Raw genomic sequence first — 26,650 nt, 5'->3', positions numbered from 1 at the left:
GCAAGGCTTACCGCCAGGCTGCGGAGCAGATCGACAAGACGCGTCTGTACGCCCCCGCCCCTCAACCTCGCGAGCGGAGCCGGTCGAGCCGCGCTCGGCGATCGGCATCCTCGTCGTTGTTCGCGGCGCCGAAGCGGTTGTGCTCGAGCTCGAGGCGCCGCCCGACGCCCAGGTCCGCTTGGGTACCGAGGTTGATCAGGCGCTTGATCGCGGCGACCGACCGGGCGGAGTTCTCGCTGATCCGCCGGGCCACTTCGAGGGCGGCCTCCGCCAGCCGCTCGCGAGGCACCACGCGGGAGACGAACCCGATGCGGCAGGCCTCCTCCGCACCCATGGCCCGGCCGGTCAGCATGAGGTCGCGGGCCACGAACGGGCCGAGGCGACGTGGCATGCGCTGGCTCTCCCCGCCCGTCGGCACCAGGCCCAGCAGCGCGTGGGTGTCCCGGAACCGCGCGTCGTCGGCGGCCACGACGACGTCACAGCAGTAGGCCAGCAAGAACCCGCCGGTCACGGCCCACCCCTGCACGGCCGCGACGACCGGCACCCGCACCGCTTCCAGGCGTTCCCAGAGGTCGGTTCGGCCGATGTCGTAGCCGTTTTCCCGGAAGTGCTCGTCGAAGTCCGCCCCCGCCGAGAAGGCTCTGCCGTTGCCCTGCAGCACCAGCACGCGCACATCGGGGTCGTCGTCGGCACGGGCGAGCTCGGTCACCAGGTCCTGGACGAGACCCCGGGAGAGCGCGTTGAGGCTCTCCGGGCGGTTCATGGTCAGCCGCCGGACTCCCGGCGAGGGCTCGTCGACCAGGAGAACGCGCTCCGGCTCGGGCTGCGCTGGGACACCGCTCATCGACTCCACCGTCCTGACCGGAAACCGATCGCGCCATCGCGATCTCGCCTATCTATGACTACTATAACGTCTCATGACACAGATAGGCGAGAAGGTCGCGATCGTGACCGGAGCAGCGGGCGGGCTCGGCGCGGCGACCGCGGCGGCGCTGTCGGCGCGCGGGTGGACCGTCGCCGGCCTCGATCGCGCCCGGCCCGGCACGACACCCGCCTACGAAGCCGACATCACCGACCGGGACGCGGTCGACGCGGCCGTGGCGGACGTCCTCGAGCGGTACGGGCGGATCGACGGGGTCGCCCACTGCGCGGGCATCTTCCGCAATGCGCTGGCGCCCCTCCACCGGTTCGACGACGACGCGTGGCACGAGACCATCGCGGTCAACCTGACCGGCAGCTACACCGTGGCCAAAGCGGTCCTTCCCGCCTTGCTGCGCAGCCGGGGCGCACTCACCCTCGTCTCGAGCATCAGCGCGACCTTCACCCAGCCCGGCGGGGCCGCCTATGCGGCCTCGAAGGCGGGCATGGTGGGCCTGGCGAACGCCATCGCCGTCGAGTACGGCACACAGGGCGTCCGGTGCAATTCGGTGCTGCCGGGTTACATGGCGACCGGGATGGCCGCTCCCTTGCTCGAGCGACCGCACCTGCGGCAGGAGATCGAGCGCGAGATCCCCTTGACCCGGGTCGCCGAGCCCGCCGAGGTCGCGGAGGTGGTGGCGTTCACCCTGTCCCCCGAAGCCTCCTACCTCAGCGGGCACGCCCTCGTGGTCGACGGCGCCGCCCATCTGACGTCGATGACCTCCCGCCGGGACAACGAGCGGATGTGGCGTCTCGCCGGTCAAGCCGAAACCGGGGCCACGTGAGCGGCGCCGCCGAGGGTGCCGTCGCGTTCCCCCACGTCTTCTCCCCCCTCGTCCTCGGCGACCTGCGGCTGCCCAACCGCCTGGTCATGGGCTCGATGCACACGGGGCTGGAGCACGACCGGGACCGGCTCGTCGCGTTCTACCGGGAGCGGGCGCGCGGCGAGGCCGGGCTGATCATCACCGGCGGGTTCGCGCCGAACGCCGCGGGCCGTCTCGACGCCGGCGCCGGTGTCCTCGCGACGGCCGGCGACGCGGCATGGCATCGACCGGTCGTCGAAGCCGTGCACCAGGAAGGCGGCCGGATCGCCCTGCAGGTGCTGCATTCCGGCCGCTACGGCACGCACGAGGAGATCGTGGGCGTGTCCGAGCTGCCCAGCCCGCTCACCCGCCGCCGGCCTCGCGTCCTGACGCTCGACGAGATCGAGCGGACCCTCGACGACTTCGCCCGCACCGCGGGCCTCGCCAGGGAAGCCGGCTACGACGCCGTGGAGATCATGGGCTGCGAAGGCTACCTGATCAACCAGTTCCTGGCTCCGCACACCAACACCCGTACCGATGACTGGGGTGGCACGCCCGCCCGCCGCCGCCGCTTCGCGGTGGAGGTCGTCCGCCGCGTCCGCGCATCCGCCGGCGAGGAGTTCCCGGTCGTGTTCCGCCTCTCCCTCGCGGACCTCGTGCCGGGTGGCCAGACCTGGCCCGAGGTCCTGGCCCTCGCGACCGAACTCGAAGCGGCCGGTGTCTCGGCGTTCAACACCGGGGTCGGGTGGCACGAGGCGCGCGTCCCCACGGTCGGCACGCACGTTCCCCGGGGGACGTGGCTCGGCTGGACGAGCGAACTGGCCCGGCACGCGGAGGTTCCGGTCTGCGCGTCGAACCGGATCAGCACCCCCGCGCTGGCCGAGAAGATCGTGGCGTCCGGCCAGGCTGACCTGGTCGCCATGGCACGGCCCTACCTCGCCGACCCCGAACTGGCGGTCAAGGCGCGGCAGGGCCGGCCGGACGAGATCAACGTCTGCATCGGCTGCAACCAGGCTTGCCTCGACCGCGCCTTCGCCGGCGAGGCGGTGTCGTGCCTGGTCAATCCCCGGGCCTGCCACGAGACGCTCTTGCCGATCACCCCGGCTCCGTGCCGGCGGACCGTGGCCGTCGTCGGGGCCGGGCCCGCCGGGATGTCGGCCGCGATCACCGCCGCGGAACGAGGACTCGACGTCACGCTCTTCGAGCGCGACGCCCAGCTCGGGGGGCAGTTCCGGCTGGCCATGGCGATCCCGGGGAAAGAGGACTTCGCCGACTCCCTGCGGTACTTCACCACGCGCCTCGAGCGGTTGAACGTCGAGGTGCGCCTGGCCACTCAGGCGGACGGGAGCACCGTGGCGGGCTACGACGAGGTCGTCGTGGCGACCGGGGTCAGGCCACGGGTACCGGATCTGCCCGGCGTCGGCCTGCCGGGCGTCGCGACCTACGCGGAGGTCCTGTCGGGACGGTACGTGCCCGGCCACCGGGTCGCCGTGCTCGGAGCGGGCGGGATCGGGGTCGACGTGTGTCACTGGCTCACCCACTCGCCGGAGACGACCACGCAGTGGCTCGGCCGGTGGGGAGTCGACGAGCGCGGCGGGCGGCGCGGCGACCTGTCCGCGGCACCGGCTCCGCCGGCCGTCGCCCGTGAGGTGACGCTGTTCCAGCGCAAGCCGACGGCGATCGGACGGGGGCTGGGCAAGACCTCGGGGTGGGTGCACCGCCGGGCGCTCGAGCAGTACGGCGTGACCCAGGTGACGGGGGTGACCTACCGCGGGATCCGGTCCGCCGGAACGGGCCTCGCGGTCCGCTACGCCACGTCCGCGGGGGAGAACGAGCTGGCCGTGGACTCGGTCGTGCTCTGCACGGGCCAGGAGTCCGTCCGCGACTTCGCCGTGGCCGGCCCGGCCCGCCGGGCGCACGTGATCGGCGGGGCGGCGCTCGCCGCCGAGCTCGACGCCGAACGGGCGATCAGGCAGGGCGCCACGGTCGCCGCGCGCCTGTGACCCGAGCACGGATCCGAACGCATCCGCGCACCGACGGAGAGGAGATGGCCATGAAGCTTTCCACCGACGAGGTGTTCTCGTGACCCGGCCGCTGGAAGGCGTCCGGGTCTTGGACCTCACCCGGCTGATGCCCGGGAACTACAGCACCTGGCTGCTTGCGTCGTTCGGCGCCGACGTCGTGAAGGTGGAGGACCCCGGCGCCGGGGACTACATGCGCGGCTTCGGGGTCCAGGTCAACGGCCAGGGTGCCCTCCACCACCTGGTGAACCGGGGCAAGCGTTCGATCGTGATCGACCTCAAGGCCGAAGAGGGCCGCGAGGCGTTCCTGCGGTTGGCCGACACCGCGGACGTGGTGGTCGAATCCTTCCGTCCGGGTGTGCTGGACCGCCTCGGAGTCGGCTTCGAGGTCTTGCGCCGGCGCAGGCCCCAGCTCGTCTACGCCGGCTTGTCGGGTTTCGGGCCGGCCGGGCCACTGGCGAACCGCGCCGCGCACGACCTGAACTACGTCGCCTTCTCCGGCCTCCTGCACCACCTCGGCTCGCCGGGATCGGCGCCTCCCGTTCCCCCGGTCCCGGTCGCCGACCTGATCGGAGGCGGGCTCAACACCGCGCTCGCGGTCATGGCGCTGCTGTTGCGTGCCAGGAACACCGGGGTCGGCGGGCGCGCCGACACCGCGATCGCGGAGGGAGCGGCCCTGATCCCGGCCAACCTGGTCGCGGACCTGCTCGCCGGGCTCGCCGAACCCGTCCAGGGCACATCGGAGTACGGCGGTGCGATCCCGGGCTATGCGATCTACGCGCTCCGGGACGGCTACGTCACCGTTGCCGCGATCGAACCGCGGTTCTGGCGCAAGGTCTGTCAGCTGCTGGCGGAGCCGGAGCTGGTGGAGCGCGCCGGGGACGAGGAGTTCGTCAGGCAACGGCTGACCGCGCGGTTCGCCACGCTGTCCCGGGCCGAAGCGAGAGAGCTGTTCGCCGACGACGACACCTGTGTCGAGGTCGTGCAGGACTACACCGAGGCCTTCGCGTCACCGCACGCCAAGGAAGCAGGCTACCTCCGGGACATCCCGGGGCTGGACATGCCGGTTCCCGCGGCTCCCTACCTGATCGACGGGGCCCGCCCGGAAGAAACCACGGCCGCGCCGACGCAGGGCCAGCACACCCGGGAGGTGATGTCCGAACTGGGCTACAGCGACGCCGTCCTCGACGACCTGCAGCGGCGAGCCGTGCTGGCGCCCCGTGCGACCGACGGCTGACCGGGCGATGCGCGGATATCACGCCGGGTTCATCGCCGGGCATATTCCGCGGTTCTTCGGAACGAGTCAGCGTCGACCGGAAACGAATTCGGCAATGCGCTCCGCCGCTTCCCGCCCGCCGCCCAGTGCGGCAATGGTGGCCGCCTCGCGGCGCAATTGGTCCGCGTAGGATTTCTCGATCCCCTGGCGGAGCAGAATCGCCGTTTGCCCCAGCGCCGACGCCGGGCCGGCCGCGATCGACGCCGCGAGCTCGTCCACCCGGCCGGGCAACCGCACGGCGGGGCAAACCTCGGTCACCAGACCCCATTCCCCGGCTTCGGCCGCGGTGAGAACGCGGCCGGTCAACGCGAACGCGGCAGCCCTCCGTGGCCCGACCACCCGGGGCAGCAAGGCACTCACTCCGCAGTCCGGCGACAACCCCACTCCGGGGTAGGCGAAGGTGAACTTCGCCGAATCCGCCGCCACCGCGATGTCCGCCGCCAGGACCAGGCCGATGCCCGCACCGGCTGCCGTCCCCTGCACCTGCGCGACCACCGGGACGGGCAGCCGCCGCAGCGCCTCGAGCGCCTCGTGCATCGTTCCGGCGAGTTCGGCGAGATATCCGGAACGGTCGGCGCCGGCGGCCATTTCCCCGACGTCACCGCCGGCGCAGAACAGTTTGCCGGTCGCCGCCAGCACCAGCACCCGAACCTGCTCGTTCCGCGCCGTTTCGGCGATCGCTTGCCCGAGAGCTCGTGCCACCGGGAGATCGAGCGCATTCGCCGATTCCGGGCGGTCGAGCGTGATTCTGGCGACGCCGTCCGCGACCGGATCGGTTCGAATGCTCATTCACGGCACTTTAATGCCATTCACCATGGCCGCCAAGAGGCAGCCCTTGCGCCGGCGAGCCGATGATCACGCGCCGGCGGACATGCCACCGGCGCGTGGTTCCGGCTCGGCGGTGAGCACGTCGTCGCTGAAGCCGGCCGCCAAGGCCCGCAGGGAGGCGTCGAGGTAGACCCTGAGGTCCGCGTCGGCGCGGGCGGACCAGCGGTCGTACGCCGCCCGGCACGCGGCGAGGACGGCATGACCGACGGCGAGCGGATACAGCGAGCCGGCCGGTTGCCCGCAGCGGCGCGCCACGAACGCCGACACCGCACGTTCCCAGGCGTCGTAGTGGACCGCGGAGCTGGCGACGAGTTCGGGGACGGAGCTGAGCAGGCTCATCCGCTGCCGCAGCTCGGGAACGTCTTCGGCCCGGTAGTGGTTGGCCTCGAGCACCGCCCGGCGCACGGCCTCCATCACCGGCAGCTCGCCGGGCATCTCCGCGAGGAGCCTCCGGATGGTCTCGACTTCGGTGTCGAATTCGTTCCACAGCACGTCGGACTTGGCGTCGTAGTAGCGGAAGAACGTCCGCCTGCTGACTCCGGCGGCGGCCGCGATCTGGTCGACGGTCGTCTCGTGGTAGCCCCGCTCGGTGAACAGGCGCAGGGCGACGAGTTCCAGCTCACGGGCGCTCGTTCCCGGCGGGCGGCCACGGCGGGATCCGGACACCGCGCGAGCGTCAGCCGTCATGAGAGCACCGCTTCGTCGGAAGGCTTGCTTCTGGCACACGGTGACATTACCCTCCTGATATTCGTCACAGAGTGCCGAATACCTCCGACCGTGCCGAAGGAGTCACCATGACGGAGCAGACCACCGCGACACCCGAACCGGCCACGGAAGAGATCGTGGCCGAGGAGCTGCTCGTCGAAGAGGTCTCGATCGACGGCATGTGCGGTGTCTACTGAGGACCCGCGCGCGGCGTTCGACCTGGACGGCGCCTGGGAACTGGACAGCCGGGTGTCGATCCGGCCCGAACGGTTCGGCGCCCTGCTCTACCACTTCGGCACCCGGCGGCTCTCGTTCCTGAAGAGCCGCACCCTGCTGGACGTCGTCCAGGCGCTGACCGAAGTCCCGACCGCCCGCGCGGCCTGCACCCGGGCCGGGGTCCCCCCGGCCGAGCTACCCCGCTACCGCACCGCCCTGGCCGCGCTGGCCGCGTCGCGGATGATCCACCCGAGGAGCGTGTGATGTCCCTTGTGGACGAATTCCAGTCCGGCCTCGACGCACCCATCTGCCTCACCTGGGAACTGACCTACGCCTGCAACCTCTCCTGCGTGCACTGCCTTTCCTCCTCGGGACGCCGGGATCCGCGCGAGCTCTCCACCGCCGAGTGCAAAGCGCTGATCGACGAGTTCGAGCGCATGCAGGTCTTCTACGTCAACATCGGCGGCGGCGAGCCGACTGTGCGCTCTGACTTCTGGGAACTGGTCGACTACGCCACCGAACACCACGTCGGCGTCAAGTTCTCCACCAACGGCATCAAGATCACCCCCGAGGTGGCCCGGCGGCTCGCGGCGAGCGACTACGTCGACGTCCAGATCTCCCTCGACGGCGCCACCGCCGAAGTCAACGACCACGTCCGCGGCCCCGGCTCCTACGCCACCGCGATCCGCGCCATGCAGCACCTGGCCGACGCCGGCTTCGAAAACTTCAAGATCTCCGTCGTGGTCACCCGCCACAACGTCGGCCAGCTCGACGAATTCAAAGCCATCGCCGACCGCTACCGGGCCCAGCTGCGCATCACCCGGCTGCGGCCGTCCGGCCGGGGCGCGGACACCTGGGACGAGCTGCACCCGACCGCCGCCCAGCAACGCTCGTTGTACGACTGGCTGGTCGCGCACGGCGAGAACATCCTCACCGGCGACTCGTTCTTCCACCTCGCCGGCTTCGGCGACGGCGGCCTCCCGGGCCTGAACCTCTGCGGCGCCGGGCGCGTGGTGTGCCTGGTCGACCCGGTCGGCGACGTCTACGCCTGCCCGTTCGCCATCCACGACACCTTCCTCGCCGGCAACGTCCGCGGCGACGGCGGCTTCACCCGCGTCTGGCGGGAATCCGAACTGTTCACCGAGCTGCGCGCCCCGCAAAGCGGCGGCGCCTGCACCTCGTGCCCGGCGTTCGACGCCTGCCGCGGCGGTTGCATGGCCGCCAAGTTCTTCACCGGCCTTCCGCTCGACGGCCCGGACCCGGAATGCGTCCGTGGCCACGGCGAACTCGCCCTCGCCGGTGTCACCAGCGTCCCGGAGCGGTCGCCCGGCCACTCCCACCGCAAGCGCAAGCCGGTCCCGGTCACCATCGGGATGCGCCGCCCACCCGAACGAGCCTGCGACGAAAGCCCGCTCGCCGGGTTCCGCCCCTGACATGCGGCTCGCAGACCTGACCTGGCCCGAAGTGCCGGCCTCGGCGATCCTGGCGGTGCCGGTCGGCGCCACCGAGCAGCACGGCCCCCACCTGCCGCTGAGCACGGACACCGACATCGCGCTCGCCCTGTGCGACCGGCTGGCGGCCCACCGCCCGGACGTCCTGGTGGCCCCGCCGGTGGCCTACGGGTCCAGCGGAGAGCACGCGGGATTCGCCGGCACGCTGTCGATCGGACAGGAAGCCACCGAGCTGCTGCTCGTCGAACTCGGCCGCTCGGCGACCGAAACGTTCCCCCGCATCCTGTTCGTCTCCGCGCACGGCGGCAACGCCGGGCCGGTCGCGCGGGCGGTGGCCCGGCTGCGCGCGGAATCCCGGGACGTCGAGGTCTTCCAGCCGCGCTGGGCGGGTGACCCGCACGCCGGGCGGCCGGAAACCGCGCTGCAGCTGGCGTTGCGGCCGGACGCGGTCCGGATGGACCGGGCAGCGCCCGGGGACCCGCGACCGCTCGGCGAACTGCTGCCGCTGCTGCTGGACGGCGGCGTGCGGGCCGTCACCGGGACCGGCGTGCTCGGGGACCCGACCGGCGCGACCGCACCGGACGGCCTCGCCTTGCTGGAAACGCTGACCGCCCAGCTGGTCTCCCACGTGGACGGCTGGACATGACCGCGCGGACGGCGCTCGTCACCGGCGCGGCCCGGGGAATCGGTGCCGCGACCGTCCGGCGCCTGGCCGGCCAGGGGTACGCGGTGCTCGCCGTCGACGTCGCCGAGGACGATCCGGCCCTGCTGTATCCGATGGGAACCAAAGCCGAGCTGGCCGCCGTCGCCGAACGTGCGGGCGCCGAGGCTTTCGTGGCCGACGTCAGGGACTCCTCGGCCATGGCGGCCGCGGTCGCCGAGGCGGAACGCCGGTGGGGCGGGCTCGACGTCGCCGTCGCGGCGGCAGGCGTCATCGCCGGGGGCGTGCCGCTGTGGGAAGTACCGCCGGAACAGGAGAAGGCCGTGCTCGAGGTGAACCTCAACGGCGTGGTCAACCTGGCCCGCGCGGCAGTGCCCGCCCTGCTGCGGCGGCCACGCCCCCGATCCGGGCGATTCCTCGCGATCGCTTCGGCCTCGGCGACCCGCGGACTGCCGATGCTGGCCGCCTACTGCGCGGCGAAGGCGGCGGTCGCGGGGCTCGTCCGCGCGCTCGGCGCCGAGCTCGGCGACTCCGGTGTCACCGCGAACGCGGTCAGCCCCGGCTCCACCGACACCCCGATCCTGGCCGAGAGCGCCCGCCTCTACGACCTGCCGGCCGCCCAGGCGTTCGCCGCGCAGCAACCGGCCGGACGCCTGCTCGACCCGGATGAAGTCGCCGCCGTGCTCGCCTTCCTCGCCGGCCCGGACAGCAGCGCGATGACCGGAGCCGTCGTCCCCGTGGACGGAGGTCTGGCCCTGTGACCGCGCCCCTGCCCCACGGGTTCCGCATCAGCCTCGACCCCGGTACCCGGGAACTCGCGCCCGGCCTGCTCTTCGGCGGTTCCCCGGCCCGGGTCCTGCGCCTGACCGCGGCCGGGCAAGCCGCCTGGCGAGCGCTGGCCGGCGGTCCTGTCGGCTCGGCCGCAACCGGCACGCTCGCCCGCCGCCTCACCGACGCCGGTCTCGCCCACCCCGTCCCACCCGCCGCCACCGCCCCGGACGTCACCGTGGTCATCCCCGTCCACGGCCGCGCCGGACTCCTTGCCCGCTGCCTGGCCGCCGTCGGCGGCAACCATCCGGTCCTCGTCGTCGACGACGCCTCCCCCGACCCCGTCGCCATCGCCGCGGTCGCCGCCGCGCACGGCGCGAAACTGCTCCGCCGGGACACCAACGGCGGCCCCGCGGCGGCCCGGAACTCGGCCATGGCGCAGGTGCGGACCGCGTTGATCGCGTTCCTCGACAGCGATTGCGTCCCCACCCCCGGCTGGGCCGCCACGCTGGCCACGCACTTCGCCGACCCGCTGGTGGCCGCGGTCGCCCCGCGCGTGCGACCGCTCGCCCCGGACACGTGGGCCGGTCGCTACTCCCGCGCCGCCAGCGCCCTCGACCTCGGTGGGCAACCCGCCCGCGTCGCCCCCGGCACCCGGATGTCCTACGTGCCCACCGCAGCGCTGGTCGTCCGCCGTCGCGCGCTCGAAGAGGTGGCTCGCGACGGGGCCGTGTTCGACCAGGCCATGCGCGTCGGAGAAGACGTCGAGCTGGGCTGGCGGCTGCACGACGCGGGCTGGCGGATCCGCTACGACCCCGCCGTGCACGTCGAGCACCACGAGCCCGAAACCTGGTCCCGGATCCTCGCGCGCCGCGCCCGCTACGGAACTTCGGCGGCGCCGCTGGCCCGGCGCCGGCCGGCCGCGATGGCGCCCCTGGCCCTGCACGCGTGGCCGGCGCTGACCGTCGCCGCGCTGCTCGCCCGCCGCCCGGTGCTCGCCGCCGCCGCGTTCACCGCCTCGGTCCTCGGCATGCGCCGGACGCTGCGGGCCGGCGGCATCCCCGCCGACGGCGTGGTCCGCGCGATGGGCGTCGCGACGCACCAGACGTGGCTCGGCCTGGGGCGCTACGGCACCCAGTTCGCCGCACCCGTGCTCGCCGCCGCGCTCGTGGCGGGCGGACGGCGCCGCTGGGGACGCCGCGCCGCCATCGTCTCCCTGCTGCTCGGTCCGCCGCTGACCGGGTGGCGCACCCGCCGCCCGCACCTCGGCCCCGTCCGCTTCACCGCCGGCGCGATCGCCGACGACATCGCCTACGGCGCCGGCGTCTGGGCCGGCTGCCTGACCGAACGGACCACCACCCCGGTCCGGCCCGTGTTCACCGGACGCCCGCTACGCGTCGACCGTAAGGAAAACCGATGACCTGGTTCGAATCCGTCGCCGAAGCCCAGCGGCGGGCGAAGAAGCGCCTCCCCGCGTCCGTCTACTCGGCACTGATCGCCGGCTCCGAGAAGGGCCTGACGCTGCAGGACAACCTGGACGCCTTCGACGAGCTGCGGTTCGCCCCGCGCACGGCCGGGCAGTCCGGCTCCCGCGAACTCGGCACGCACGTCCTCGGCCGCGACATCGCCCTGCCGGTGCTGATCTCCCCGACCGGCGTGCAGGCGGTGCACCCGGACGGCGAGGTCGCCGTCGCCCGCGCGGCCGCCGCGCGCGGGACATCGATGGGACTGTCCTCCTTCGCGAGCAAACCGATCGAAGAGGTCGTCGCCGCCAACCCGGACACCTACTTCCAGGTCTACTGGACCGGCACCCGCGACGACATCCTCGGGCGGCTGGACCGGGCCCGTGCCGCCGGCGCCGTGGGCATCATCCTGACCCTGGACTGGTCGTTCTCCCACAGCCGCGACTGGGGCAGCCCGCACATCCCCGAAAAGCTCACCTTCCGCGAACTGGCGCGCTTCGCACCCGAGGGCCTGAGCCGGCCCCGCTGGCTGCTCGCCTACGCCCGCACCCGGCGGCTGCCCGACCTCAGCGTGCCGAACATGGCCGAACCCGGCACCCCGGTCCCGACCTTCTTCGGCGCCTACGGCCAATGGATGCAGACCGCACCGCCGTCCTGGGACGATGTCGCCTGGCTCCGCTCCCGATGGGACGGTCCGTTCCTCCTCAAGGGCGTCATCCGCGTCGACGAAGCCCGCCGGGCGGTCGACGCCGGGGTCAGCGCGATCTCGGTGTCCAACCACGGCGGCAACAACCTCGACGGCACCCCGGCCACCATCCGCGCCCTCCCCGCCATCGCCGATGCCGTGGGCGACCGGATCGAAGTGCTGCTCGACGGCGGCATCCGCCGCGGCAGTGACGTCGTCAAGGCCATCGCCCTCGGCGCGAAGGCCGTCCTCATCGGCCGCGCCTACCTGTGGGGCCTGGCCGCGGACGGCCAGGCCGGCGTCGAGAACGTGCTCGACGTCCTGCGCAACGGGATCGACTCGACCCTGCTGGCCCTGGGCAAACGCAGCGTCCACGACCTCGGCCGGGACGACGTGCTCGTCCCCACCGGGTTCGTCCGGGAGCTGGGCGCGGAGAAGACGTCCGCCACGGCCTGATTTCCACCGGGACGCCGGCCGGCACACGCCGGACCGGCGTTCCCGGATCGTCGTGGGCGAGAACCGCTACCGGATCACGTGCGCGGGCTCGACGATGTCGGCGGCAAGGACCGCTCGTCGGCCGGGTGTCCTCCGGTGTGCGGGCGTCAGGCCTGCTCGACGATCGAGGCGATCTCCGGGCGGTTCTTGGAGACACCGGCCGCGTCGGCCGTCCGCCGCGTGATCACACCGTCCCGGAAGAACTCCAGGAAGAGCTGGTTGAAAATCTCCGGTTGGTCGGTCTGGCCCTGGTGGCCGCAGTCCGCGGGGAAGAAGCACTGGACGTTGGGCAGCACCTGTTCCTGCCGGTAGCCCCACTCGACGGGGCAGAGCACGTCATCCTGCCCGTAGAGGTACACGCCCGGGATGGTGAGGCGGTCGAAGCGTCCCTTGGTCGACAGCCGGGCGGCGATGTCGGGGTCCGAGAGGTTCTGGTTGACGTACTCCATCATGGCGGCGAAGTACGCCGGTGCGCCCTCCGCATGCCGCTGGGCGGCTCCGTGGCGCATGTCGACAAGATCGTCACTGACCGCCTCGGACTTGTGGATGATCGCGCGCAGGTTCTCCCGCATGCTCTCGCGCGAGCCGTCGTAGCTCGGGACGAAGGCGCCCGCGGGCCGCGGGAGTAGGTGCGCCGTCACATCCCCGAAATCACCCGCGATCAACGCGAAACTGATGATCTTCTCCGGGTGCGCGGTGATGTAGTTCACCGAGTTCATGCAGCCCATCGAGTTCCCGGCGATGTGGAACCGGTCCAGGCACAAGGCCGTCACGAACTCGTGGATGAAGTCGACCTGGGTGTGCAGGCCCTTGGGCCGGTGCTCCGGTGCAGTGTCGGAAAGCCCGTAGCCGGGCATGTCCGGCGCGTACACCCGGAAGCCGTTCGCGCCGAGGAAGGGTGCCATGAAGCGCCAGCCCGCGGTCGCCGACGAGCCGGGCAGGCCACCGTGGAGCAACAGTACGGCGGGCCCGTCCTCGCCCGAGGTCATGTAGTGCGCCTTCGCACCGCTCGCAAGGCGGACGTACCGGCTCGCCAGGCCGTCGACCTTGATGATTCCTTCGTCCGTCAACCCCATGGGATTCTCCTCCGTGTGATTCCGGCCGTCGCCATGCGATCCGATCCATCGGACGTCCGGCCGCGGCCGTCGACGTGGTTGCTCACGACAATGCGATGCCGGGCGCGATCACCAGCCTGGTGGTCCCGAATTCGACCGGCAAGGACAGGTGCCGGAGAATGGAACTCGAGCGCCTCGATCGTCTCGGGGTTTCAGTAGGCGACCGTAAAACGGCTCCGGATGCACGAAGGGCTTTCCAACTCGTCGGCAATCGCGATCGCGTAGTCGTCGAACGAGATCATGGGCGGCTGCCCGTCATCGCGAGCCAGCAGCTCCCGGCCACCACGGCGGAATTCGCCGGTGCGCTCACCGGGCCCGATCCCGGGTGGCGGCGCGAGGTAGATCCAGTCCAGGTCGTCGACCCGTTCGAGCAGCTCCCAGAAGTGCGCGGCGGCCGCGGCCGGCTTCGCGAAGGCGGCCGCGGCCGGCTTCGCGAACGCCGGAGGAAAGCCATCGGTGTCCATGAACCGGGTCGCCGTGCCCGGCACCACCAGAGTGCCCGAGCCACCCGCGACGAACCAAAGCGGCACCGCCGACTTCCTGACGGATTCGATCAACCCGGCATGGTCGGTCTTGGCGTACTGGATCGCCGTGACGACCACGTCGTGGCCCGCGATGACCGGTACCAGGCGCGCGGAGTCGTTGGCATCGGTCTCTTCGACCCGTACCGAAGCGTGGGGCTCGACGAGCTCCGGATGGATGGTCACCGCGGTGACCCGGTGCCCGCGGGCGACGAGTTCGGCGACCAGCGGACGGCCGACGTTGCCGGTCGCCCCCACCACCGCCACACTCGGCCGCCGGTCAGGCTCCGCCTTCGATCGGTTCACTGCCCTTCTCGCTCTCTATCCACATTGGACTTCGGTTTGGGCCCGGGAACCGCCGGCCTCGGCATGACAGCCGCGAACGGATCAGCCTGCGCCTGACCTATCGCCCAGACGACCGCGGACGCGGTGGGCAGCCAGCGTCGCCCGGCGGCCGGAGGCACGATCCAGCGCACGGAATCCTCCGCGCTGGTGGGCAGCGGCACCACCGCGGAGCAGCAGAGCAGTCGCGTCTCGGTGGGCAGCGCCGCCGCGCCGAGCACCACAGCGTCGGCCTCGGCGAAGAACACCCACGTCGGGGTCATGGCGCCCAGCTCGAGCACGGGGCCGCACATGTCCCAGCGGTGCATCGATTCGAGCGCGATCTTGCCTGGGGTGGACGGAACCGCGAGGCCCACCATGCCGGACGAGAAGGCAAGCCGCGGCCTGCCCTCGCGCTCCTCCGCCGGCCAGCCGAACACCTCCCGGTAGTCCACCGCAGTCAAGGAAGCTGCGGCACCGACGGTCCGCCATCGCACGGCATTGTCCTTGATCGCCAGCCACGTCCGGTCCGCCAGCACAGCCATCGTCGCCGCTCCGCTCTGTTCAGCTCGGCCCATCATCCGAGATGGACAGACCGGCGATCCAGCAGCGATTCCAGCCGGCAGAACAGACTCGCAGCTCGCCGGGGAGCCGCGCGAGCCCGGTTCGGACCTCGCGAGTGCGACGGGTGCGCTGCCGGCCATCGTTCCGGTGTCCGGGACGGAAGCTGTCCCGCTGAGGACCCGCCTGGTTAGCGTCCGGGGTCGTGAAGGCAGCTGTGCTTCGAGTGTCCGGTGGGATCCCCACGGTGGAACAGATCCCACCCCCCGAGCCCGCCCAAGGCGGCGTGGTCGTCGATGTCGCCGCCGCCGGTCTCAACCCGCACGACCTGGTCGTCGCTTCGGGGCTGGTTCGGCCCGCCCCGGTGCCGTACGTGCCCGGGGTCGAGGGGGTGGGCCTGACCCAGGACGGGACCCGGGTCTACTTCGGGTATTCCGTCAGCCCGTACGGCTCGTTCGCCGAACGAACGCTGGCCGTCCGTCAATCCGTGCACGCGATACCCGACGAACTCTCCGACGGGGCAGCCCTCGCGGTGGGCGTCGCCGGGACAACAGCCCTGCTGTCATTGACGTGGAAGGCTCGGCTCCAGCCCGGGGAGAAGGTTCTCGTGCTGGGCGCCACCGGGGGTGTCGGGCGGATCGCCGTCCAGGCCGCGAAGGTGCTGGGCGCGGCCACGGTCGTTGCCGCGGGGCGCAACCGGGAGGTCCTCGACGAGCTGCGGGAGCTCGGTGCCGACGAGCTGGTCACGCTGGAGGGAGACTACGCGGCCGAACTGCTGCGCGTCGCGGACGGCGGTTTCGACGTGGTCGTGGACTCGCTGTTCGGGAAACCCATGGTCGCCGGCCTGCTGGCGACACGATCCGGTGGGCGCCTGGTCAATCTCGGCATGCGTGCCGGGCGGCAGGTCGACCTTTCCGGAGTCGCCCTCAAGGGGCGCGACCTCCTCACCTACAACGGTGCGGACGTTCCTCCCGACGCGCAGCGGGAGGCGTTCCGCCGGCTGACCGAGCACGTGGTCGCCGGCCGGATCCGGGCGGCGTTCCAGGAGCTTCCCCTCGATGAGATCGAGAGGGCGTGGAAGGCGCAGGCCCGGAGCCCCGGGACGAAGCTGGTACTGCGTCCGACCAAATGAGACAGGTTCCCGATCCGGCCACCACGAGCCCGGGTGCGGGCGCAATGCGGATCGGCGAGGGTGAGCGGCCTGGCCCGCGGCGGCCAAGCGGGGCCGACCGCGGGCGGAGACCACTGCGCGACCTCCCCCGCCATCCGGTCAGCCGGCGTCCGAGGGGGCGAACCGGGCGCGGAGCAGGTGCTTTTGCACCTTCCCGGCGGGGGTCCTGGGAAACTCGTCGACCACCAGGATGTGTTCCGGGTGCTTGTTGCGGGCGAGGCCGCGATCGGTGAGGTACGCATCGAGCTCCGCCACGCCGGGAACCCGATCGGCGCCCACGGCCGGGATGACGACGGCGCCGACGCGTTCGCCGAGCCGCGGATCCGGAATCCCGACGACCGCCACGTCCTCGATCCGCGGGTGGCTGCGCACCTCTTCCTCGACCTCTCCGGACGAAATGTTCACCCCGCCGCGGATGATCAGGTCCTTGATCCTGCCCTGGCAGCGCAAGAACCCGTCCTCATCGAGGTAACCGAGATCGCCGGTGTGCAGCCAGCCGTCCGGGACGGCGGCGGCGGTGAGATCGGGGCGCTCGTAGTAGCCGTGGAAAAGGGCAGCGCCGCGGACCTGGATCTCCCCGATCTCGCCGGGCGCGGCGTCCCGGCCGTCCACGGTCCTGATGCGCAGCTGCCAGCCGGGAACGACCCGCCCGTCCGAGCCGACGACCTTTTCCACCGGATCGTCCGGGCGCAGGATGGTGACCATGCCCGTCTCGCTCATGCCCCACACGGGGCAGATCGACACGTTCGGGAGTGCCTCGCGGGCGGCGCGCGCGACGCTCGGCGGGATGGGCGCGCCGCCGCAAGCGAACACGCGGAGGGACTTCAGGCGGCGCCGTTCGTCCTCGGGCAGCTTGCTGAGGTCGTAGAGGAACGGGGTGGCGCCGAGGATCCAGGTCGCTCGGTAGCGCTCGATGAGCTGGGCCGCCCGCTCCGGATCCCACCGATCGAGCAGCAGCAGGGTGGTGCCGAGCGCGAGGGCGAGCCGGACCCCGTACTGCAGGCCGGAGGCGTGTGCGAGGGGCGACGGCGAGAACAGCACGTCGGAGGAGTCGATACCCATCACGCCGGCCGCGGATTGCAACGTGCCGCCCACGGTGTTGCGGTGGGTGTGCAGCACGAGCTTCGGCGTTCCGGTCGTGCCCGAGGTCGACATGATGAGCGTGACCTCGTCCGGGTCGGGCGGTGGCGGGAGCGCCGCCCCGGGCCGCTCGCCGACGGCGGCCCGCAGGGCGCCACCCTCCACCGGCCACAGGTAGGTCACGGAGGGGACACTCTCCCGCAGCTGCTCGTAGACCACGGCGTCCGGGCACGCGCGATGGCTCGGACTGCACACCACTCCCCGGGCGCGGCTCCCCGTGGCGATCGCCTCGAGCTCCGTGCCGCGATAGTTCGTGGGCACTGCCAGCGTGATCGCCCCGAGCCTGGTCAGCGCCAGATGGGCCAGGACGAATTCGTAGCAGTTCGGCAATTGCAGGATGACGACGTCACCGGGGCGCAGCCCCTCTTCCTGCCACTGTGTCGCCAGCGACAGGGCTTCCTCGATCAGGGTGCCGTAGGCGATCTCGCCGTTCACCGGACACACGACGGCGGTGCGGTCCGACGGCGCGACGATCGCAAGATCCCACAGCGTCCGGGCCTCGTACAGGCCGGCCGCGGTGAGCTCGGCCAGGAACTGCTCATCGATGAGCGCGTCGGCACGCATCGCACTTCTCCTTCGGTCAGGGGATGCGATCGGGGGACGTACGGCATGGCCATACCGTCGCCCCACGCCACCGTCGTGTCGCGCTGGGCGACGTGGTCGATCGTCGCCTGTCGACCGCGTGCCCTCCTCGAGATCGAGCAGGAGGCCGCTGCCAAGTGTGATAATTGTAGGCATAGATTTTCGCCCAAGGGAAGAGCCGTGCGGCGACCTTCCAGCTTGACTGGCGGGCAGGGTCAGCGACCCGTGAAGCGCCCCTTCCGGCGCTCGGCAAAGGCGTCCAGCCCCTCCGGAGCGTCCGATGAGGTCAGGCAGTAGCGCAGGCTCGTCTCGCGCTCGACCTGCATCGCCTGGGTCGCGCCGGTGCCGTCGAGGTAGCCCCGGGTCATGGTTCGTTTGGCGTTCTCCAGCGCGAGCGGGCTGTGATTCGCGACCAAGGTCGCGAACTCCAGCGCGGCGGGCATGAGTCGGTCGTCGTCAAGGACCCGGTTGACGAGACCCCACTCCAGCGCCTCTTCGGCAGACAGCAGCCGACCGGAGAAGACGAGTTCCCTGGCCCGGGGCAACCCGATCAGGCGCGGCAGGAGGGTGAGCACACCACCACCGCCGATCTGGGCGAAGTTCATGTGACCATCGCCCAACCGGGCCGACCGCGCCGCATAGGCGAAGTCGCAGGCGAGGACGAGTTCCAAGCCACCCGCGACCGTGACGCCGTTCACCAGCGCGATGACGGGTTTGCGCATCGTCGACGGCCTCTCGAACGCCCGGTGCGCGTCATCCAGGTAGCGCGGGAAGCCCACCGGATCGCGCTGGAGCGTCCGGTAGGCGGCCAGGTCCCCGCCGGCGCTGAACGCGCTCCCCGTACCGGTGACGGCGACCACCCGGACGGCCTGGTCCTCCTCGAGTTCGTCGAACGCCTCACGCAGCCGGCGGAACGTCTTCCAGCCCAGCGGATTGAGCCGCTCCGCCCCGTCGAGGCGGACGATGCCGAGCCGCGCGCCACCGTCGGCCCCGGGGAGGTCAACGCGTTCGACGACGACCTCGGTCACGGCGTGGCCCTCAGTCTCACTCATTGCCGTGCCTACCTTCCGCGAGGCGAAACGCGCCGGACAGGTCTGCGACGATCGCGCACCAAACCTTCGCGCGTCGACGCCGACAGCGGCGGTGCCGATGGCGCTTCGGGTGGCCACTGCCGCGCGAGACCATCGGAAGCTACCAATCTCTGACTACAATTACCATAGCCGCAGCCATGAGACCATGGCACTCAGCCACGTCGCAAGCTCATACGACACGACCGGCCTGTCTTGAACCACGCCCGCGTGCCGCCCTGAGCGCCGTGATCGCTCCGAGGCCGAGCACCCAGGTCCGGTGAGGCAACTCCAGCGCCGCCTGCACGATTTATTCGATCGGAGTCGCCAGATCGGTGCCGGTCCTCGCCTCGGCGCTCCTGCTGTCCCTGGTCGGCACGCTTACTTCTGGGTGTGGCCTGGCAGGACCGGATCGCTCCCACCGGAGCGGTCCACACAGGACAGTGCTGTCGCGCCCAGCCGCGCAGGCCGACATCATCGCCAAAGTCCAAGGTGGACGCGACACCCTCCGTCAGATCACCTGGCAGACGAACCACCAGGGCGACTCATGCCGCTTCGCGCCACAGGAAACCTTGCGTCAGTACTGAAGGGCCTGGCCTCCGGACCAACCGAACCATCGATCGATCGCCACGTGGACCGTCACCAGTGGATTCTCCCTGGCGGGGTAGTCCTTGCCGAGGAAGTGCCGGGAGAGCCGATCGATGTCGGCGAGTCCCTCATCGGGCTTGATCGACACGACGTGTCCCTGGACCGAGTTGATCTATAACCCCACCATAAAGTTCGCCACCGACCTGCAGCTTGAGTGATCACACTGTCGGCCTGGCCACGACCGGCTGACCGACGGATCTGGGTCGCCGGACAAAACCAATCCTCGATGATGCCGTCCGCAGGCATGCGGCGGCGCAGCCCGACGGTCCGGAGGCCACCGCCGCGTGGACGGGTACCGCCGTGAGTGATCCCCTTCGGGCAACGGGCGCCGTTTCGTCCAGACCTGCTCAGCGGCGGTCGGGGTCATCAGAGTCGGTGAAACTTCCACGGCGGCCCGGGGAATGTCGGCGAGATGCTCGAGAAGCCAGGAACCGGAGCGATACCCGAACAGCTCCAGTTCCCCGCACGACTCGACTTCCACCAGCCAGGCACCGATTTCCGCCTCGGCGGACCGCACGACGGTGAGCAGCCCGGAGACGCGGTCGGCCAAGGCCACCGCGTCCGCTCGCCACACCACTGCGACCAGGCATGGACCTGTCACAGCGACCGGCCTGGTCCGCCTACTCGACGTACACGCCCCCGGGCGAGGACTTCTCTGATCATCTTAAGTGTGACGTCGTGGCGGTTGTATTTGATGCGCAGGTGTGCGTGCACGCGTTCCGCCTGCCATCCCGGACGTTGCGCCAGGTCGAGGATGAGCTCCTGAGTGTTGACAGACGGTAGCCGGGTCGATCGGCTGCTCTGTTTGCGTCTGTTGGGCTCCCGGTCCTCGTTCCGGATCGGGAAGTACGGGCGCTTACCAGTGTCGTCGTCGTACATCATGAGCACCGCCCCCTCACGAATGACGTTAAGGACGGGTTCGCCGCAGGTCCATGGCCGGTCTCGGGCAGAGCACTGACGACGCGCGGGCGTGTCCATGACCGAATCCGCCGTGGGCGCCGCCATCGGTGGCAGGATCCACGGCGCGGGGATTCGCAACCGGGCGCGTACCCGGAACTGCCCGCTGCCGGGAGCCGCGGTTGCCAGAGGAAGGGACTCGTCGGACAGGTGGCCGTCCGCATCGCCATCGTCGACCCGTTGCCCATGTTCCGGACCGGCGTCGTGACCGTACTCGATGCTTCCGGGTACGAGGTGGACACTCCGGCCGAAGTCGTGAGTTGGGTTCGCCATCGGGCGGGCTCGGTGGTACTGCTGACCCTGCGGTCGAAACGCGACTGGGACCTCCTGGCGCAATTGTGTGCGATCGGCGAGGCTCAGGTCGTCATCGCATTGCTGGAGGACGAGTCACCAGTCGTCGGTGCTCGCGCGGTACGGATCGGCGCGCGCGCCGTACTCCCCCGCGAGGTCGACGTGACGACGTTGGTACGGACCGTGGACGCGACCGTCAGCGGGCAGGCGGTGATGCCCGCGTCCGTGGCGGCCGCCCTCGCCGACGATCCGCGTGGTGAGGAGCGCACCCTGTCCAGCGAGCAATTGTCCTGGCTGCGGCAACTGGCGAGCGGCATGACCGTGGCCCGCCTGGCGGATCAGGCCGGCTACTCCGAGCGAGCGATGTTCCGTCTGCTGCAGGCCCTGTACCGGCAGATGGGCGTGGAGACGAGGCTGCAGGCCATCATGCGGGCGAAAGAGGCGGGCTGGTGCTGAACCGGCTACCCGGCGCCGAGTGCCGCTATCGCCGGCTCCAGCCGGTTCGGCCGTCGGTCCGACTCGTCGAGCTTGCCGAGTATGAGCCGCATCCTCTTCACCAACGCAGGCGTCGGCGGGGTGAGGCTCCGAGCCGTCCGGAACGCATCGACGGCGTCGTCGATACCGTGCCGGCCGGCGAGATGCAGACCGCAGACCGCGAAACCCCGGAAATCCCAGGCGGCGAAGTCCCTCTCGTCGTACCGGATGCGATCGGAGGCCTCCTTATAAAGCCGTTCGAACCGCTTGCCGGCCATGGTCCGTTGACGCTGCTGCCAGTCCGTCAATGCGTGGAGGGCGAGCACCACGAGCGAACGGCGCTTCCGCCGGTAGTGCTGTGCTCGTTCAATCACGCGGCGGGCTTCCGTGAACTCGTCGTTCGCCAAGTGGACGAGGCACAGTGTGGTCCGTGCCTGGAGCAAGGTGATCGGGTCCTGCAGCCGCAGCGCGTCGTCCTCGGCGGCCGACGCGAAGGACTCCGCCGCTTCCAGATCGCCCTGGTCGAACAGCACGTCGGCGCGTCCGTCGAAGCAGGAGGCGCGGAGCGAGTCTTCGGGACGCTCGGAGACGGCCTCATCGGCCGCTCGGAGGAACCGCTCGGCGTCGTCGAACCGCCCCAGTTCCGAGAACCACCGCGCCAGCTTGAGCGCGATCGTGACCGTCCGGGAAGTCGCGAAGCTCGATGCGCGGGGCGTGTCCGGGTAGTCGGCCAGCCTGGGGATCGAGAGCGCGTTCTCCGCGTGGCTGATGGCGGTGCCGTAACCGCCGCGCCGGCGATGGCAGTCGGCGATGCCTTCCAGCGCCCCCATCCACACCATCGGGTCGTGCAGGCGCCGGGCCTCGTCTCTCGCGAGTTCGAAGTAGCTGAGCGCTCGGTGGGTTTCGTTCTCCTCCCAGTACATCGCGGCCAGATTGCCTTGGATACGCATCTTCGAGACGTCGTCCTGCCTCTTGTTCGCGATGCTCAGCGCCTTCCCGAAAGCTTTGCCCGCTTTCCCGAACCTCCCCTCTGACGTGTACAGGTCACCCAGTGCGTTCCAGTTGGCCATCTCCAGGTGGCTGTCGCGGAGCTTCCCTTTGACGTCCTCTCGGTGCTTGCGCAGCAAGTGAGCACAGTTCCATTCACGGAGCACGTCGTCGATCGTCTCGATCATGTTGTAGGCAGCTGGGTGCTCACCGGCAAGCACCAACGCCGTCAGCTCGGCGAAATGCACACGAAGGTCTCCCGGATGGCGAGGGTCGCGATTCTGCAGATCCGTCAACTGCTCGGCCGCCAGGAAATACAGTCGGGCACGCTTTCCCTTCGGTTTGCCTTCGAGGATCAGCGCACAGTCTTCAGCGGGCACGAAGTAGTAGCCGGACGGCGTTCGGCGGGCGACCCGGCAGGCGACCAGTGCCGACAACTCCGCGTGGATGGCCGTCGAAGAATACTCCGTCGAGCTCACCTCACCGACGAGCTTTGCCACGGCACTCTCCGGGACAGGGGTGCCGAACGCGGCTAGGGCCTCCAGTACATGGCACTGCATCGTGCCCAGGTGGTCTACGAGAAGGCTGGTGAGGAACGCCGGCACGTCGCCGTCGTCCTGTACATCCAAGCCCTCCGTCAGCGCCGCGAGATCGAGCTCGCCCTTCGACGCGATTAACGCGGCGTGCGCCAGTTCCGCATGTCGCGGGTTTCCTCCCAGTTTCCGGTAGAGCAACCGACGTGCAGTCTCCGGCAGGCTGCCGGGATCCATGCGCCCGTGGCGGTCCAGGTTCGTCAGGTAGGTGGAATAGTGCTCGTCGGGCATGCTTTCCACGGTCTCGGGCGGCCGATCCGGCCAGAGGCTGCCGTTCGGCGAGAACAAATCGCACTGCGTCACCAGCAGCACCGTCACCCGGTGGTCGCGGTCGGTCGAGAGCATCTCCAGTGCCTCGTCGAGATCGCGGTCCACCAGTTCGGTGTCGGGGTCCACCAGGTTCTCCGCCGAATCGATCGATACCACGACACGGGAATCGCCGAGCCGGCGCAGCTCCGCTTCCAGCCGTACCAACGGAGACCCGCCACGTCGGTGCAAAGCAGCGCCGGCTTCCCGCCGGCCGGTCAGGCAGTCGACGAGCGTCGGCACGTCCAGCGGAGCGGCCGGGTTCACGTCGTAGGTCCGGATGTGTGCTGGTGCCCAGTCACCCGTTTCCGCCGAAAGCTCCTGCAGCACGGTGTTGACCAGGGCCGTCTTTCCGATTCCGCGAGTTCCGTCCAGCCTGACGACGCCTCCGGAATCGCGGGTCAACCGCGTCCGCAGTTTGTTCTTCTCACCCCGCCGATCCACGAGCCGGACGGTGCCGGCGCTCGCGTCAGGAGCCGGGGACGTGCGGGCCGCAGCGCGGGTCCGCACCGGCCCTTTGCCGAGGTAGGCCTCCGCGGCGAGGGCCGCCACAAAGAGGCACCACTCCCTCGCGTCCTCCGGATCGTCGGTACGGAGGTCCCGGCCGAGGTGCACCAGTCCGACACCGATCAGTGACAGCAGGCATTGCCGGTCCCACTCACGGCCCCAGCCTTCGCGAATCCGGAGCGGACGTGCCCCGTGTATCGCGTCACTGACCTTCAGGAACCGTTCTGCACTCGACCGCCTAGCCGGATCCACCAGGACACTCGCGATTTCGCTTCGCGTTCCCGTTCCGTGCTCGTCGAACTCGTCGAGCGCCAGGGCGACGAGCAGATGCATGGGATCTCGCGCCAGGGGTGCTCGGTCGGAGTAACGATCGCAGTCGATGAGGACGTAGGAATTCGCGTCCACTTCCGGGCTGACCCGAAGGAGGACGTTGCGGCCACTGAGGTCGCCGTGTGCCTTGCCGACGAGGAGATCCTCGACGATCTCTTGTCCTTCGGCGCCAGTGACGAACCGGAAGGGGTTGGGCAGCTGACGCGGCCAGCCCGTCAACGATATGGAATGAGGCCCCTCGAGAACGCCGTTCCGACGTGCCCACTCCAGCGCTTGAGGGCGGCGCCTGCCCATGATCCCCGTGACGATGTCGGCAACCTTGCTCCTTTGGCTGTCGACGCGACCGTCGTTCCAGTCGGCCAGCACCGAGTGCACGATGGTGGCGCAGTAGCCGGGAAACCCAGCGTCATCGACGAGCGTGCCGAGCTGTCGCGACGTGTCGAGGTTTCCGCCAGCGATGTGCAGGAAAACGGCGTCCCATTCCCCGAGCGGGATCTTCTCGTCCTCCACCACGGCTATGTGCCGCTTGCCGAATTCGCCGGCGTTGCTCAGGGAGTTCGCGTCCAGCGAGGCCTGTCGGATGTTCGCGACCCTCGTCGCGCCGCCGGCCTTGAAGAACTTCAGCACGCGCTGGTCAGCGCCGCCGCCGTGCTCGAGTACCGCCCGCGCGACCGGCTCGCCGCTGCGGCCGTCGTCGAACCACTCACGGTGTCGCAGGGAGAACTTTTTCGCGCCCAGCCAGCCTCGGAGAGCCGACACCACGTCCGGCGGGAGGCACTCGGCCCACTTCTCCTGGTCGTGGAGCTGTCCCATGCCCGCCTCCCGATGCCTCGGCAACCCGCCACCAAGAATTTAGACTTCACCCGAGATCAAGTGCACCGGTCCGCGACCACAAGTGAAGAAGGGTGTCATGACTGAAGGGCTATCCGAGGAGAAGAAGGTCAGGAAAGACCTGCTCTGGGGCATGTACACCGATCTTCGCGTCCATGCGCGCCACGCTGAGACGCTGCGGTCCAGCGTCGTGAACTTCATGATCGTCGTGGCTTCGGTTTTGATCGCGGTGATCGCCAACGACGGGCATGTCGCCAGGAACGAGCTCCCGCTGTGCCTGGTGATCGTCGTGGTCGGAGTCCTGGGCCTCGCATTCGCAGCGTCCTACACGGAATTGTACGAGCGCAACAGGTCGAGGGCCGTGCGGTTCCGCACTGCCCTCGACGAGGAGTTCTTCGCCGACGGCGAAAGCATCGCCTCCCTCCTCGGGACGGCGGACAAGCAGCACGAGGTTGGCGTGCTCTACCGGTGGAGCAGGCGGCTCACGGGCAGCACTCAGCGGTTCTGGTTCGTGTTGCCGAGCCTGGTTCTCGTGGCCGGTGTAGTGCTCACCGTCATCGCACTGTGAGTGACGTGCCCCAAGCGCACTCGCCCCTCGCACTGGGCGCGGCAGACCGAGGGGAACCGCCGAGCCGGTGAGACTGGGACCCGGTGACGGACAGCCCTGGCACCAGGACTTCGGACCACTTGCGGATCGACCCGGTCCCCGCACGCTGGGCAGTGTCGGGGAACCCATCCGCCCGCCCGGGGCGCCGGATCCGGGAGTCATGCCTCCCGGCCTGAAAGGCCCATCGCACGAGCGGGAATGTTCCGTCCCCGGTGGGCTTGCCCGTGCCTGTCGAGCGATGCGGAGTCGGTATGCGGGCGGTGTCTGGATCGTGCGGTGAACGGTCTCGTGGCGGAAGCCTCCGCGATCTGCGTGGACTGCGGTTCCGGGTTGTGCCGCAACCACCTCGTGCTCGGGCACCGCGAACGGGCGGTGCGGGCTGCCGAAGGTTCGAAACTGCCGTGGCGAAATGGTGGAGCCGGGCGGCGCGCTGCGGCGAATGCGCGGCCACCTGCTCCGGGCAGGAGGCCGAACCCTGGCAGGCCGCACCGGAACGGTGACGCCCCGGCCGGAACAGCCGCTCACCGCGGACGACGGCGTGCGACCGACCTTCGCCCCCTCGCAGACCCCGATGATCATCCCTTCGTCGTCGACGCCCGACGCGGTGGACCCGATCGCGCCGGCCGGAACCGGAAGCGGCGCGGTCCCGCCGCGCGGGTCCCAGCGGACCGCCAGCTGCTGGTCGGCCCGGGTCGACTGACCGCTGACCTACCCCGACCCCTGCGCGCGGGTCGCCGAAGACGTCGTCGACCTGCGGCAGAGCCCGGACGCAAACGCTCGCGGCCACGCCGAGAGCGGCCGGTTGCTGTCCCGCCGCGCACTCACGGGACCAGCAGCTCGATCGCGGTGGTGAAGCGGCCGAGGTATGCCTCGCGGATACCGACCTGGTGCTTCAGCCCGACCGACACACCGAGCAACGTCTGCGCGACGCGGGTGCCGCGGGCTGCCCGGTCACCTCGGCGATAGCGTCGGTCACGAGCGCCTCGAAGCGCGCCGGTGCAATCTCGACGAGGTCGCCGAGCAGGTCCGGGTTCTGCTCGATCACCCAGTCACGTCCCGGCTCAGCGGCCCGACGTAACGGCCGGCCCAGTGGTCGATAGCGCCGGCGAGCCGCTCGCGCAGCGGCCTGCCCGCGTCCCCGAGGATCCGCCCGGCCGCGGCGAGGTCCTGCTCCAGCGCCCGGGTGACCGCGACCTGGAACAACGTCTCCTTCGACTCGAACTGGAAGTAAAGACCGGGCCGGGAGATCCGGGCCGCGCGCACCACCTCGTCCATGGACGTTTTCCGGTAGCCGTGAAACACAACGGCCACGTGCTGCGACAGTAAGATCATGTTGACGCACCATCGATCC

Annotated in this window: 26 protein-coding genes; 14 read left to right on the top strand and 12 right to left on the bottom strand. The window is 70.5% G+C overall.

The genetic code is table 11. The features are described 5' to 3' along the window. Window positions 1-61: 61 nt before the first annotated feature. The gene (locus ACWED2_RS27630; RefSeq protein WP_449693400.1) at window positions 62-844 is read right to left on the bottom strand and encodes an enoyl-CoA hydratase/isomerase family protein; all 783 of its coding nucleotides are present in this window, start codon (window positions 842-844) and stop codon (window positions 62-64) included. A gap of 73 nt (window positions 845-917) precedes the next feature. On the opposite strand from ACWED2_RS27630, the gene ACWED2_RS27625 reads away from it, so the two are divergent. The 3 genes from ACWED2_RS27625 (at window position 918) to ACWED2_RS27615 (ending at window position 4,979) form a co-directional block, all read left to right on the top strand. Further along, window positions 918-1,703: an SDR family NAD(P)-dependent oxidoreductase gene (locus tag ACWED2_RS27625; protein WP_449693399.1), complete on the top strand. Its 786-nt coding sequence runs from the start codon at window positions 918-920 to the stop codon at window positions 1,701-1,703. Beyond that, window positions 1,700-3,724, top strand: a complete 2,025-nt coding sequence (locus tag ACWED2_RS27620; RefSeq protein ID WP_449693398.1) for an FAD-dependent oxidoreductase — start codon at window positions 1,700-1,702, stop codon at window positions 3,722-3,724. Before ACWED2_RS27625 ends, ACWED2_RS27620 begins: the two co-directional genes overlap by 4 nt. Window positions 3,725-3,803: 79 nt before the next feature. Beyond that, window positions 3,804-4,979 carry a CaiB/BaiF CoA transferase family protein gene (locus ACWED2_RS27615; protein ID WP_449693397.1) on the top strand — a complete coding sequence of 392 codons (1,176 nt, stop codon included), beginning with the start codon at window positions 3,804-3,806 and terminating at the stop codon, window positions 4,977-4,979. 66 nt (window positions 4,980-5,045) lie between these two features. On the opposite strand, the gene ACWED2_RS27610 is transcribed toward ACWED2_RS27615, so the two are convergent. Together ACWED2_RS27610 and mftR are read right to left on the bottom strand one after the other, a co-directional pair. Further along, window positions 5,046-5,807 carry an enoyl-CoA hydratase/isomerase family protein gene (locus tag ACWED2_RS27610; protein ID WP_449693396.1) on the bottom strand — a complete coding sequence of 254 codons (762 nt, stop codon included), beginning with the start codon at window positions 5,805-5,807 and terminating at the stop codon, window positions 5,046-5,048. 66 nt (window positions 5,808-5,873) lie between these two features. Then, window positions 5,874-6,533 (bottom strand): mycofactocin system transcriptional regulator, encoded by a 660-nt coding sequence (mftR, locus tag ACWED2_RS27605; protein WP_449693395.1) that lies wholly within the window; start codon window positions 6,531-6,533, stop codon window positions 5,874-5,876. A gap of 107 nt (window positions 6,534-6,640) precedes the next feature. On the opposite strand from mftR, the gene mftA reads away from it, so the two are divergent. The 7 genes from mftA to mftD are packed head-to-tail and all read left to right on the top strand — an operon-like array spanning window position 6,641 to window position 12,251. Then, a complete protein-coding gene (gene mftA, locus ACWED2_RS27600; RefSeq protein ID WP_449693394.1) occupies window positions 6,641-6,748 on the top strand; it encodes a mycofactocin precursor MftA in 108 nt (35 codons plus the stop codon). Further along, window positions 6,738-7,031, top strand: coding sequence for a mycofactocin biosynthesis chaperone MftB (mftB, locus tag ACWED2_RS27595; RefSeq protein WP_449693393.1), 294 nt, complete (start codon window positions 6,738-6,740; stop codon window positions 7,029-7,031). The genes mftA and mftB overlap by 11 nt, the downstream gene beginning before the upstream one ends. Continuing rightward, the gene (mftC, locus tag ACWED2_RS27590) at window positions 7,031-8,200 is read left to right on the top strand and encodes a mycofactocin radical SAM maturase (protein ID WP_449693392.1); all 1,170 of its coding nucleotides are present in this window, start codon (window positions 7,031-7,033) and stop codon (window positions 8,198-8,200) included. Before mftB ends, mftC begins: the two co-directional genes overlap by 1 nt. 1 nt (window position 8,201) lies before the next feature. Beyond that, window positions 8,202-8,864 carry a mycofactocin biosynthesis peptidyl-dipeptidase MftE gene (gene mftE, locus ACWED2_RS27585; protein ID WP_449693391.1) on the top strand — a complete coding sequence of 221 codons (663 nt, stop codon included), beginning with the start codon at window positions 8,202-8,204 and terminating at the stop codon, window positions 8,862-8,864. Continuing rightward, entirely contained in the window at window positions 8,861-9,640 is a 780-nt protein-coding gene (locus tag ACWED2_RS27580) for a mycofactocin-coupled SDR family oxidoreductase (protein WP_449693390.1), read from the top strand. Before mftE ends, ACWED2_RS27580 begins: the two co-directional genes overlap by 4 nt. Then, on the top strand, window positions 9,637-11,067 hold the full coding sequence (mftF, locus tag ACWED2_RS27575) for a mycofactocin biosynthesis glycosyltransferase MftF (RefSeq protein ID WP_449693389.1): 1,431 nt from the start codon (window positions 9,637-9,639) through the stop codon (window positions 11,065-11,067). Before ACWED2_RS27580 ends, mftF begins: the two co-directional genes overlap by 4 nt. Continuing rightward, window positions 11,064-12,251 (top strand): pre-mycofactocin synthase MftD, encoded by a 1,188-nt coding sequence (gene mftD, locus ACWED2_RS27570; RefSeq protein WP_449693388.1) that lies wholly within the window; start codon window positions 11,064-11,066, stop codon window positions 12,249-12,251. The genes mftF and mftD overlap by 4 nt, the downstream gene beginning before the upstream one ends. 146 nt (window positions 12,252-12,397) lie before the next feature. Here mftD and ACWED2_RS27565 read toward each other — a convergent pair whose 3' ends face one another. The 3 genes from ACWED2_RS27565 to ACWED2_RS27555 all read right to left on the bottom strand — a co-directional run bounded on the left by ACWED2_RS27565 (window position 12,398) and on the right by ACWED2_RS27555 (window position 14,792). Beyond that, complete coding sequence (locus tag ACWED2_RS27565) at window positions 12,398-13,366, bottom strand: alpha/beta fold hydrolase (protein ID WP_449693387.1); 969 nt, start codon at window positions 13,364-13,366, stop codon at window positions 12,398-12,400. A gap of 191 nt (window positions 13,367-13,557) precedes the next feature. Further along, window positions 13,558-14,184: an NAD(P)-dependent oxidoreductase gene (locus ACWED2_RS27560; RefSeq protein ID WP_449693386.1), complete on the bottom strand. Its 627-nt coding sequence runs from the start codon at window positions 14,182-14,184 to the stop codon at window positions 13,558-13,560. A gap of 44 nt (window positions 14,185-14,228) precedes the next feature. Next, on the bottom strand, window positions 14,229-14,792 hold the full coding sequence (locus ACWED2_RS27555; protein WP_449693385.1) for a hypothetical protein: 564 nt from the start codon (window positions 14,790-14,792) through the stop codon (window positions 14,229-14,231). A 263-nt stretch (window positions 14,793-15,055) separates the two neighbouring features. Here ACWED2_RS27555 and ACWED2_RS27550 point away from each other — a divergent pair, with 263 nt between their 5' ends. Then, window positions 15,056-15,940 carry a quinone oxidoreductase family protein gene (locus tag ACWED2_RS27550; protein ID WP_449693384.1) on the top strand — a complete coding sequence of 295 codons (885 nt, stop codon included), beginning with the start codon at window positions 15,056-15,058 and terminating at the stop codon, window positions 15,938-15,940. Window positions 15,941-16,078: 138 nt separating this feature from the next. On the opposite strand, the gene ACWED2_RS27545 is transcribed toward ACWED2_RS27550, so the two are convergent. The 3 genes from ACWED2_RS27545 to ACWED2_RS27535 form a co-directional block, all read right to left on the bottom strand. After that, on the bottom strand, window positions 16,079-17,683 hold the full coding sequence (locus ACWED2_RS27545; protein WP_449693383.1) for a class I adenylate-forming enzyme family protein: 1,605 nt from the start codon (window positions 17,681-17,683) through the stop codon (window positions 16,079-16,081). A gap of 233 nt (window positions 17,684-17,916) precedes the next feature. Next, window positions 17,917-18,729 (bottom strand): enoyl-CoA hydratase/isomerase family protein, encoded by an 813-nt coding sequence (locus tag ACWED2_RS27540; protein WP_449693382.1) that lies wholly within the window; start codon window positions 18,727-18,729, stop codon window positions 17,917-17,919. A 616-nt stretch (window positions 18,730-19,345) separates the two neighbouring features. Then, window positions 19,346-19,504 carry a hypothetical protein gene (locus ACWED2_RS27535; RefSeq protein WP_449693381.1) on the bottom strand — a complete coding sequence of 53 codons (159 nt, stop codon included), beginning with the start codon at window positions 19,502-19,504 and terminating at the stop codon, window positions 19,346-19,348. A gap of 1,019 nt (window positions 19,505-20,523) precedes the next feature. Here ACWED2_RS27535 and ACWED2_RS27530 point away from each other — a divergent pair. Beyond that, a complete protein-coding gene (locus ACWED2_RS27530; RefSeq protein WP_449693380.1) occupies window positions 20,524-21,120 on the top strand; it encodes a DNA-binding response regulator in 597 nt (198 codons plus the stop codon). 5 nt (window positions 21,121-21,125) lie between these two features. Here the strand turns inward: ACWED2_RS27530 and ACWED2_RS27525 are convergent, their stop codons facing one another. After that, window positions 21,126-24,674, bottom strand: a complete 3,549-nt coding sequence (locus ACWED2_RS27525) for a hypothetical protein (protein WP_449693379.1) — start codon at window positions 24,672-24,674, stop codon at window positions 21,126-21,128. Between the two features lie 82 nt (window positions 24,675-24,756). Between ACWED2_RS27525 and ACWED2_RS27520 the strand changes: the two genes are divergently transcribed. Both ACWED2_RS27520 and ACWED2_RS27515 read left to right on the top strand, forming a co-directional pair. Beyond that, complete coding sequence (locus ACWED2_RS27520; protein WP_449693378.1) at window positions 24,757-25,260, top strand: hypothetical protein; 504 nt, start codon at window positions 24,757-24,759, stop codon at window positions 25,258-25,260. A 448-nt stretch (window positions 25,261-25,708) separates the two neighbouring features. Next, complete coding sequence (locus tag ACWED2_RS27515; protein ID WP_449693377.1) at window positions 25,709-25,999, top strand: hypothetical protein; 291 nt, start codon at window positions 25,709-25,711, stop codon at window positions 25,997-25,999. A 192-nt stretch (window positions 26,000-26,191) separates the two neighbouring features. Here ACWED2_RS27515 and ACWED2_RS27510 read toward each other — a convergent pair whose 3' ends face one another. Next, window positions 26,192-26,344, bottom strand: coding sequence for a hypothetical protein (locus ACWED2_RS27510; protein ID WP_449693376.1), 153 nt, complete (start codon window positions 26,342-26,344; stop codon window positions 26,192-26,194). Then, window positions 26,341-26,610 (bottom strand): TetR/AcrR family transcriptional regulator, encoded by a 270-nt coding sequence (locus ACWED2_RS27505; RefSeq protein WP_449693375.1) that lies wholly within the window; start codon window positions 26,608-26,610, stop codon window positions 26,341-26,343. The genes ACWED2_RS27510 and ACWED2_RS27505 overlap by 4 nt, the downstream gene beginning before the upstream one ends. Window positions 26,611-26,650: the final 40 nt, after the last annotated feature.

The sequence above is a fragment of the Amycolatopsis sp. NPDC005003 genome, assembly GCF_053600695.1.
The sequence above is the reverse complement of the archived record's forward strand: the minus strand, read 5'-3'. Positions and strand labels throughout refer to the sequence as shown.

What these genes read in the sequence shown, in the direction of transcription:
- ACWED2_RS27630 (WP_449693400.1), bottom strand. Translation starts at nt 844, where the DNA reads ATGAGCGGTGTCCCAGCGCAGCCCGAGCCGGAGCGCGTTCTCCTGGTC.
- ACWED2_RS27625 (WP_449693399.1), top strand. Translation starts at nt 918, where the DNA reads ATGACACAGATAGGCGAGAAGGTCGCGATCGTGACCGGAGCAGCGGGC.
- ACWED2_RS27610 (WP_449693396.1), bottom strand. Translation starts at nt 5,807, where the DNA reads ATGAGCATTCGAACCGATCCGGTCGCGGACGGCGTCGCCAGAATCACG.
- mftR (WP_449693395.1), bottom strand. Translation starts at nt 6,533, where the DNA reads ATGACGGCTGACGCTCGCGCGGTGTCCGGATCCCGCCGTGGCCGCCCG.
- mftA (WP_449693394.1), top strand. Translation starts at nt 6,641, where the DNA reads ATGACGGAGCAGACCACCGCGACACCCGAACCGGCCACGGAAGAGATC.
- mftC (WP_449693392.1), top strand. Translation starts at nt 7,031, where the DNA reads ATGTCCCTTGTGGACGAATTCCAGTCCGGCCTCGACGCACCCATCTGC.
- mftE (WP_449693391.1), top strand. Translation starts at nt 8,202, where the DNA reads ATGCGGCTCGCAGACCTGACCTGGCCCGAAGTGCCGGCCTCGGCGATC.
- ACWED2_RS27580 (WP_449693390.1), top strand. Translation starts at nt 8,861, where the DNA reads ATGACCGCGCGGACGGCGCTCGTCACCGGCGCGGCCCGGGGAATCGGT.
- mftD (WP_449693388.1), top strand. Translation starts at nt 11,064, where the DNA reads ATGACCTGGTTCGAATCCGTCGCCGAAGCCCAGCGGCGGGCGAAGAAG.
- ACWED2_RS27565 (WP_449693387.1), bottom strand. Translation starts at nt 13,366, where the DNA reads ATGGGGTTGACGGACGAAGGAATCATCAAGGTCGACGGCCTGGCGAGC.
- ACWED2_RS27555 (WP_449693385.1), bottom strand. Translation starts at nt 14,792, where the DNA reads ATGGCTGTGCTGGCGGACCGGACGTGGCTGGCGATCAAGGACAATGCC.
- ACWED2_RS27545 (WP_449693383.1), bottom strand. Translation starts at nt 17,683, where the DNA reads ATGCGTGCCGACGCGCTCATCGATGAGCAGTTCCTGGCCGAGCTCACC.
- ACWED2_RS27525 (WP_449693379.1), bottom strand. Translation starts at nt 24,674, where the DNA reads ATGGGACAGCTCCACGACCAGGAGAAGTGGGCCGAGTGCCTCCCGCCG.
- ACWED2_RS27515 (WP_449693377.1), top strand. Translation starts at nt 25,709, where the DNA reads ATGGTGGAGCCGGGCGGCGCGCTGCGGCGAATGCGCGGCCACCTGCTC.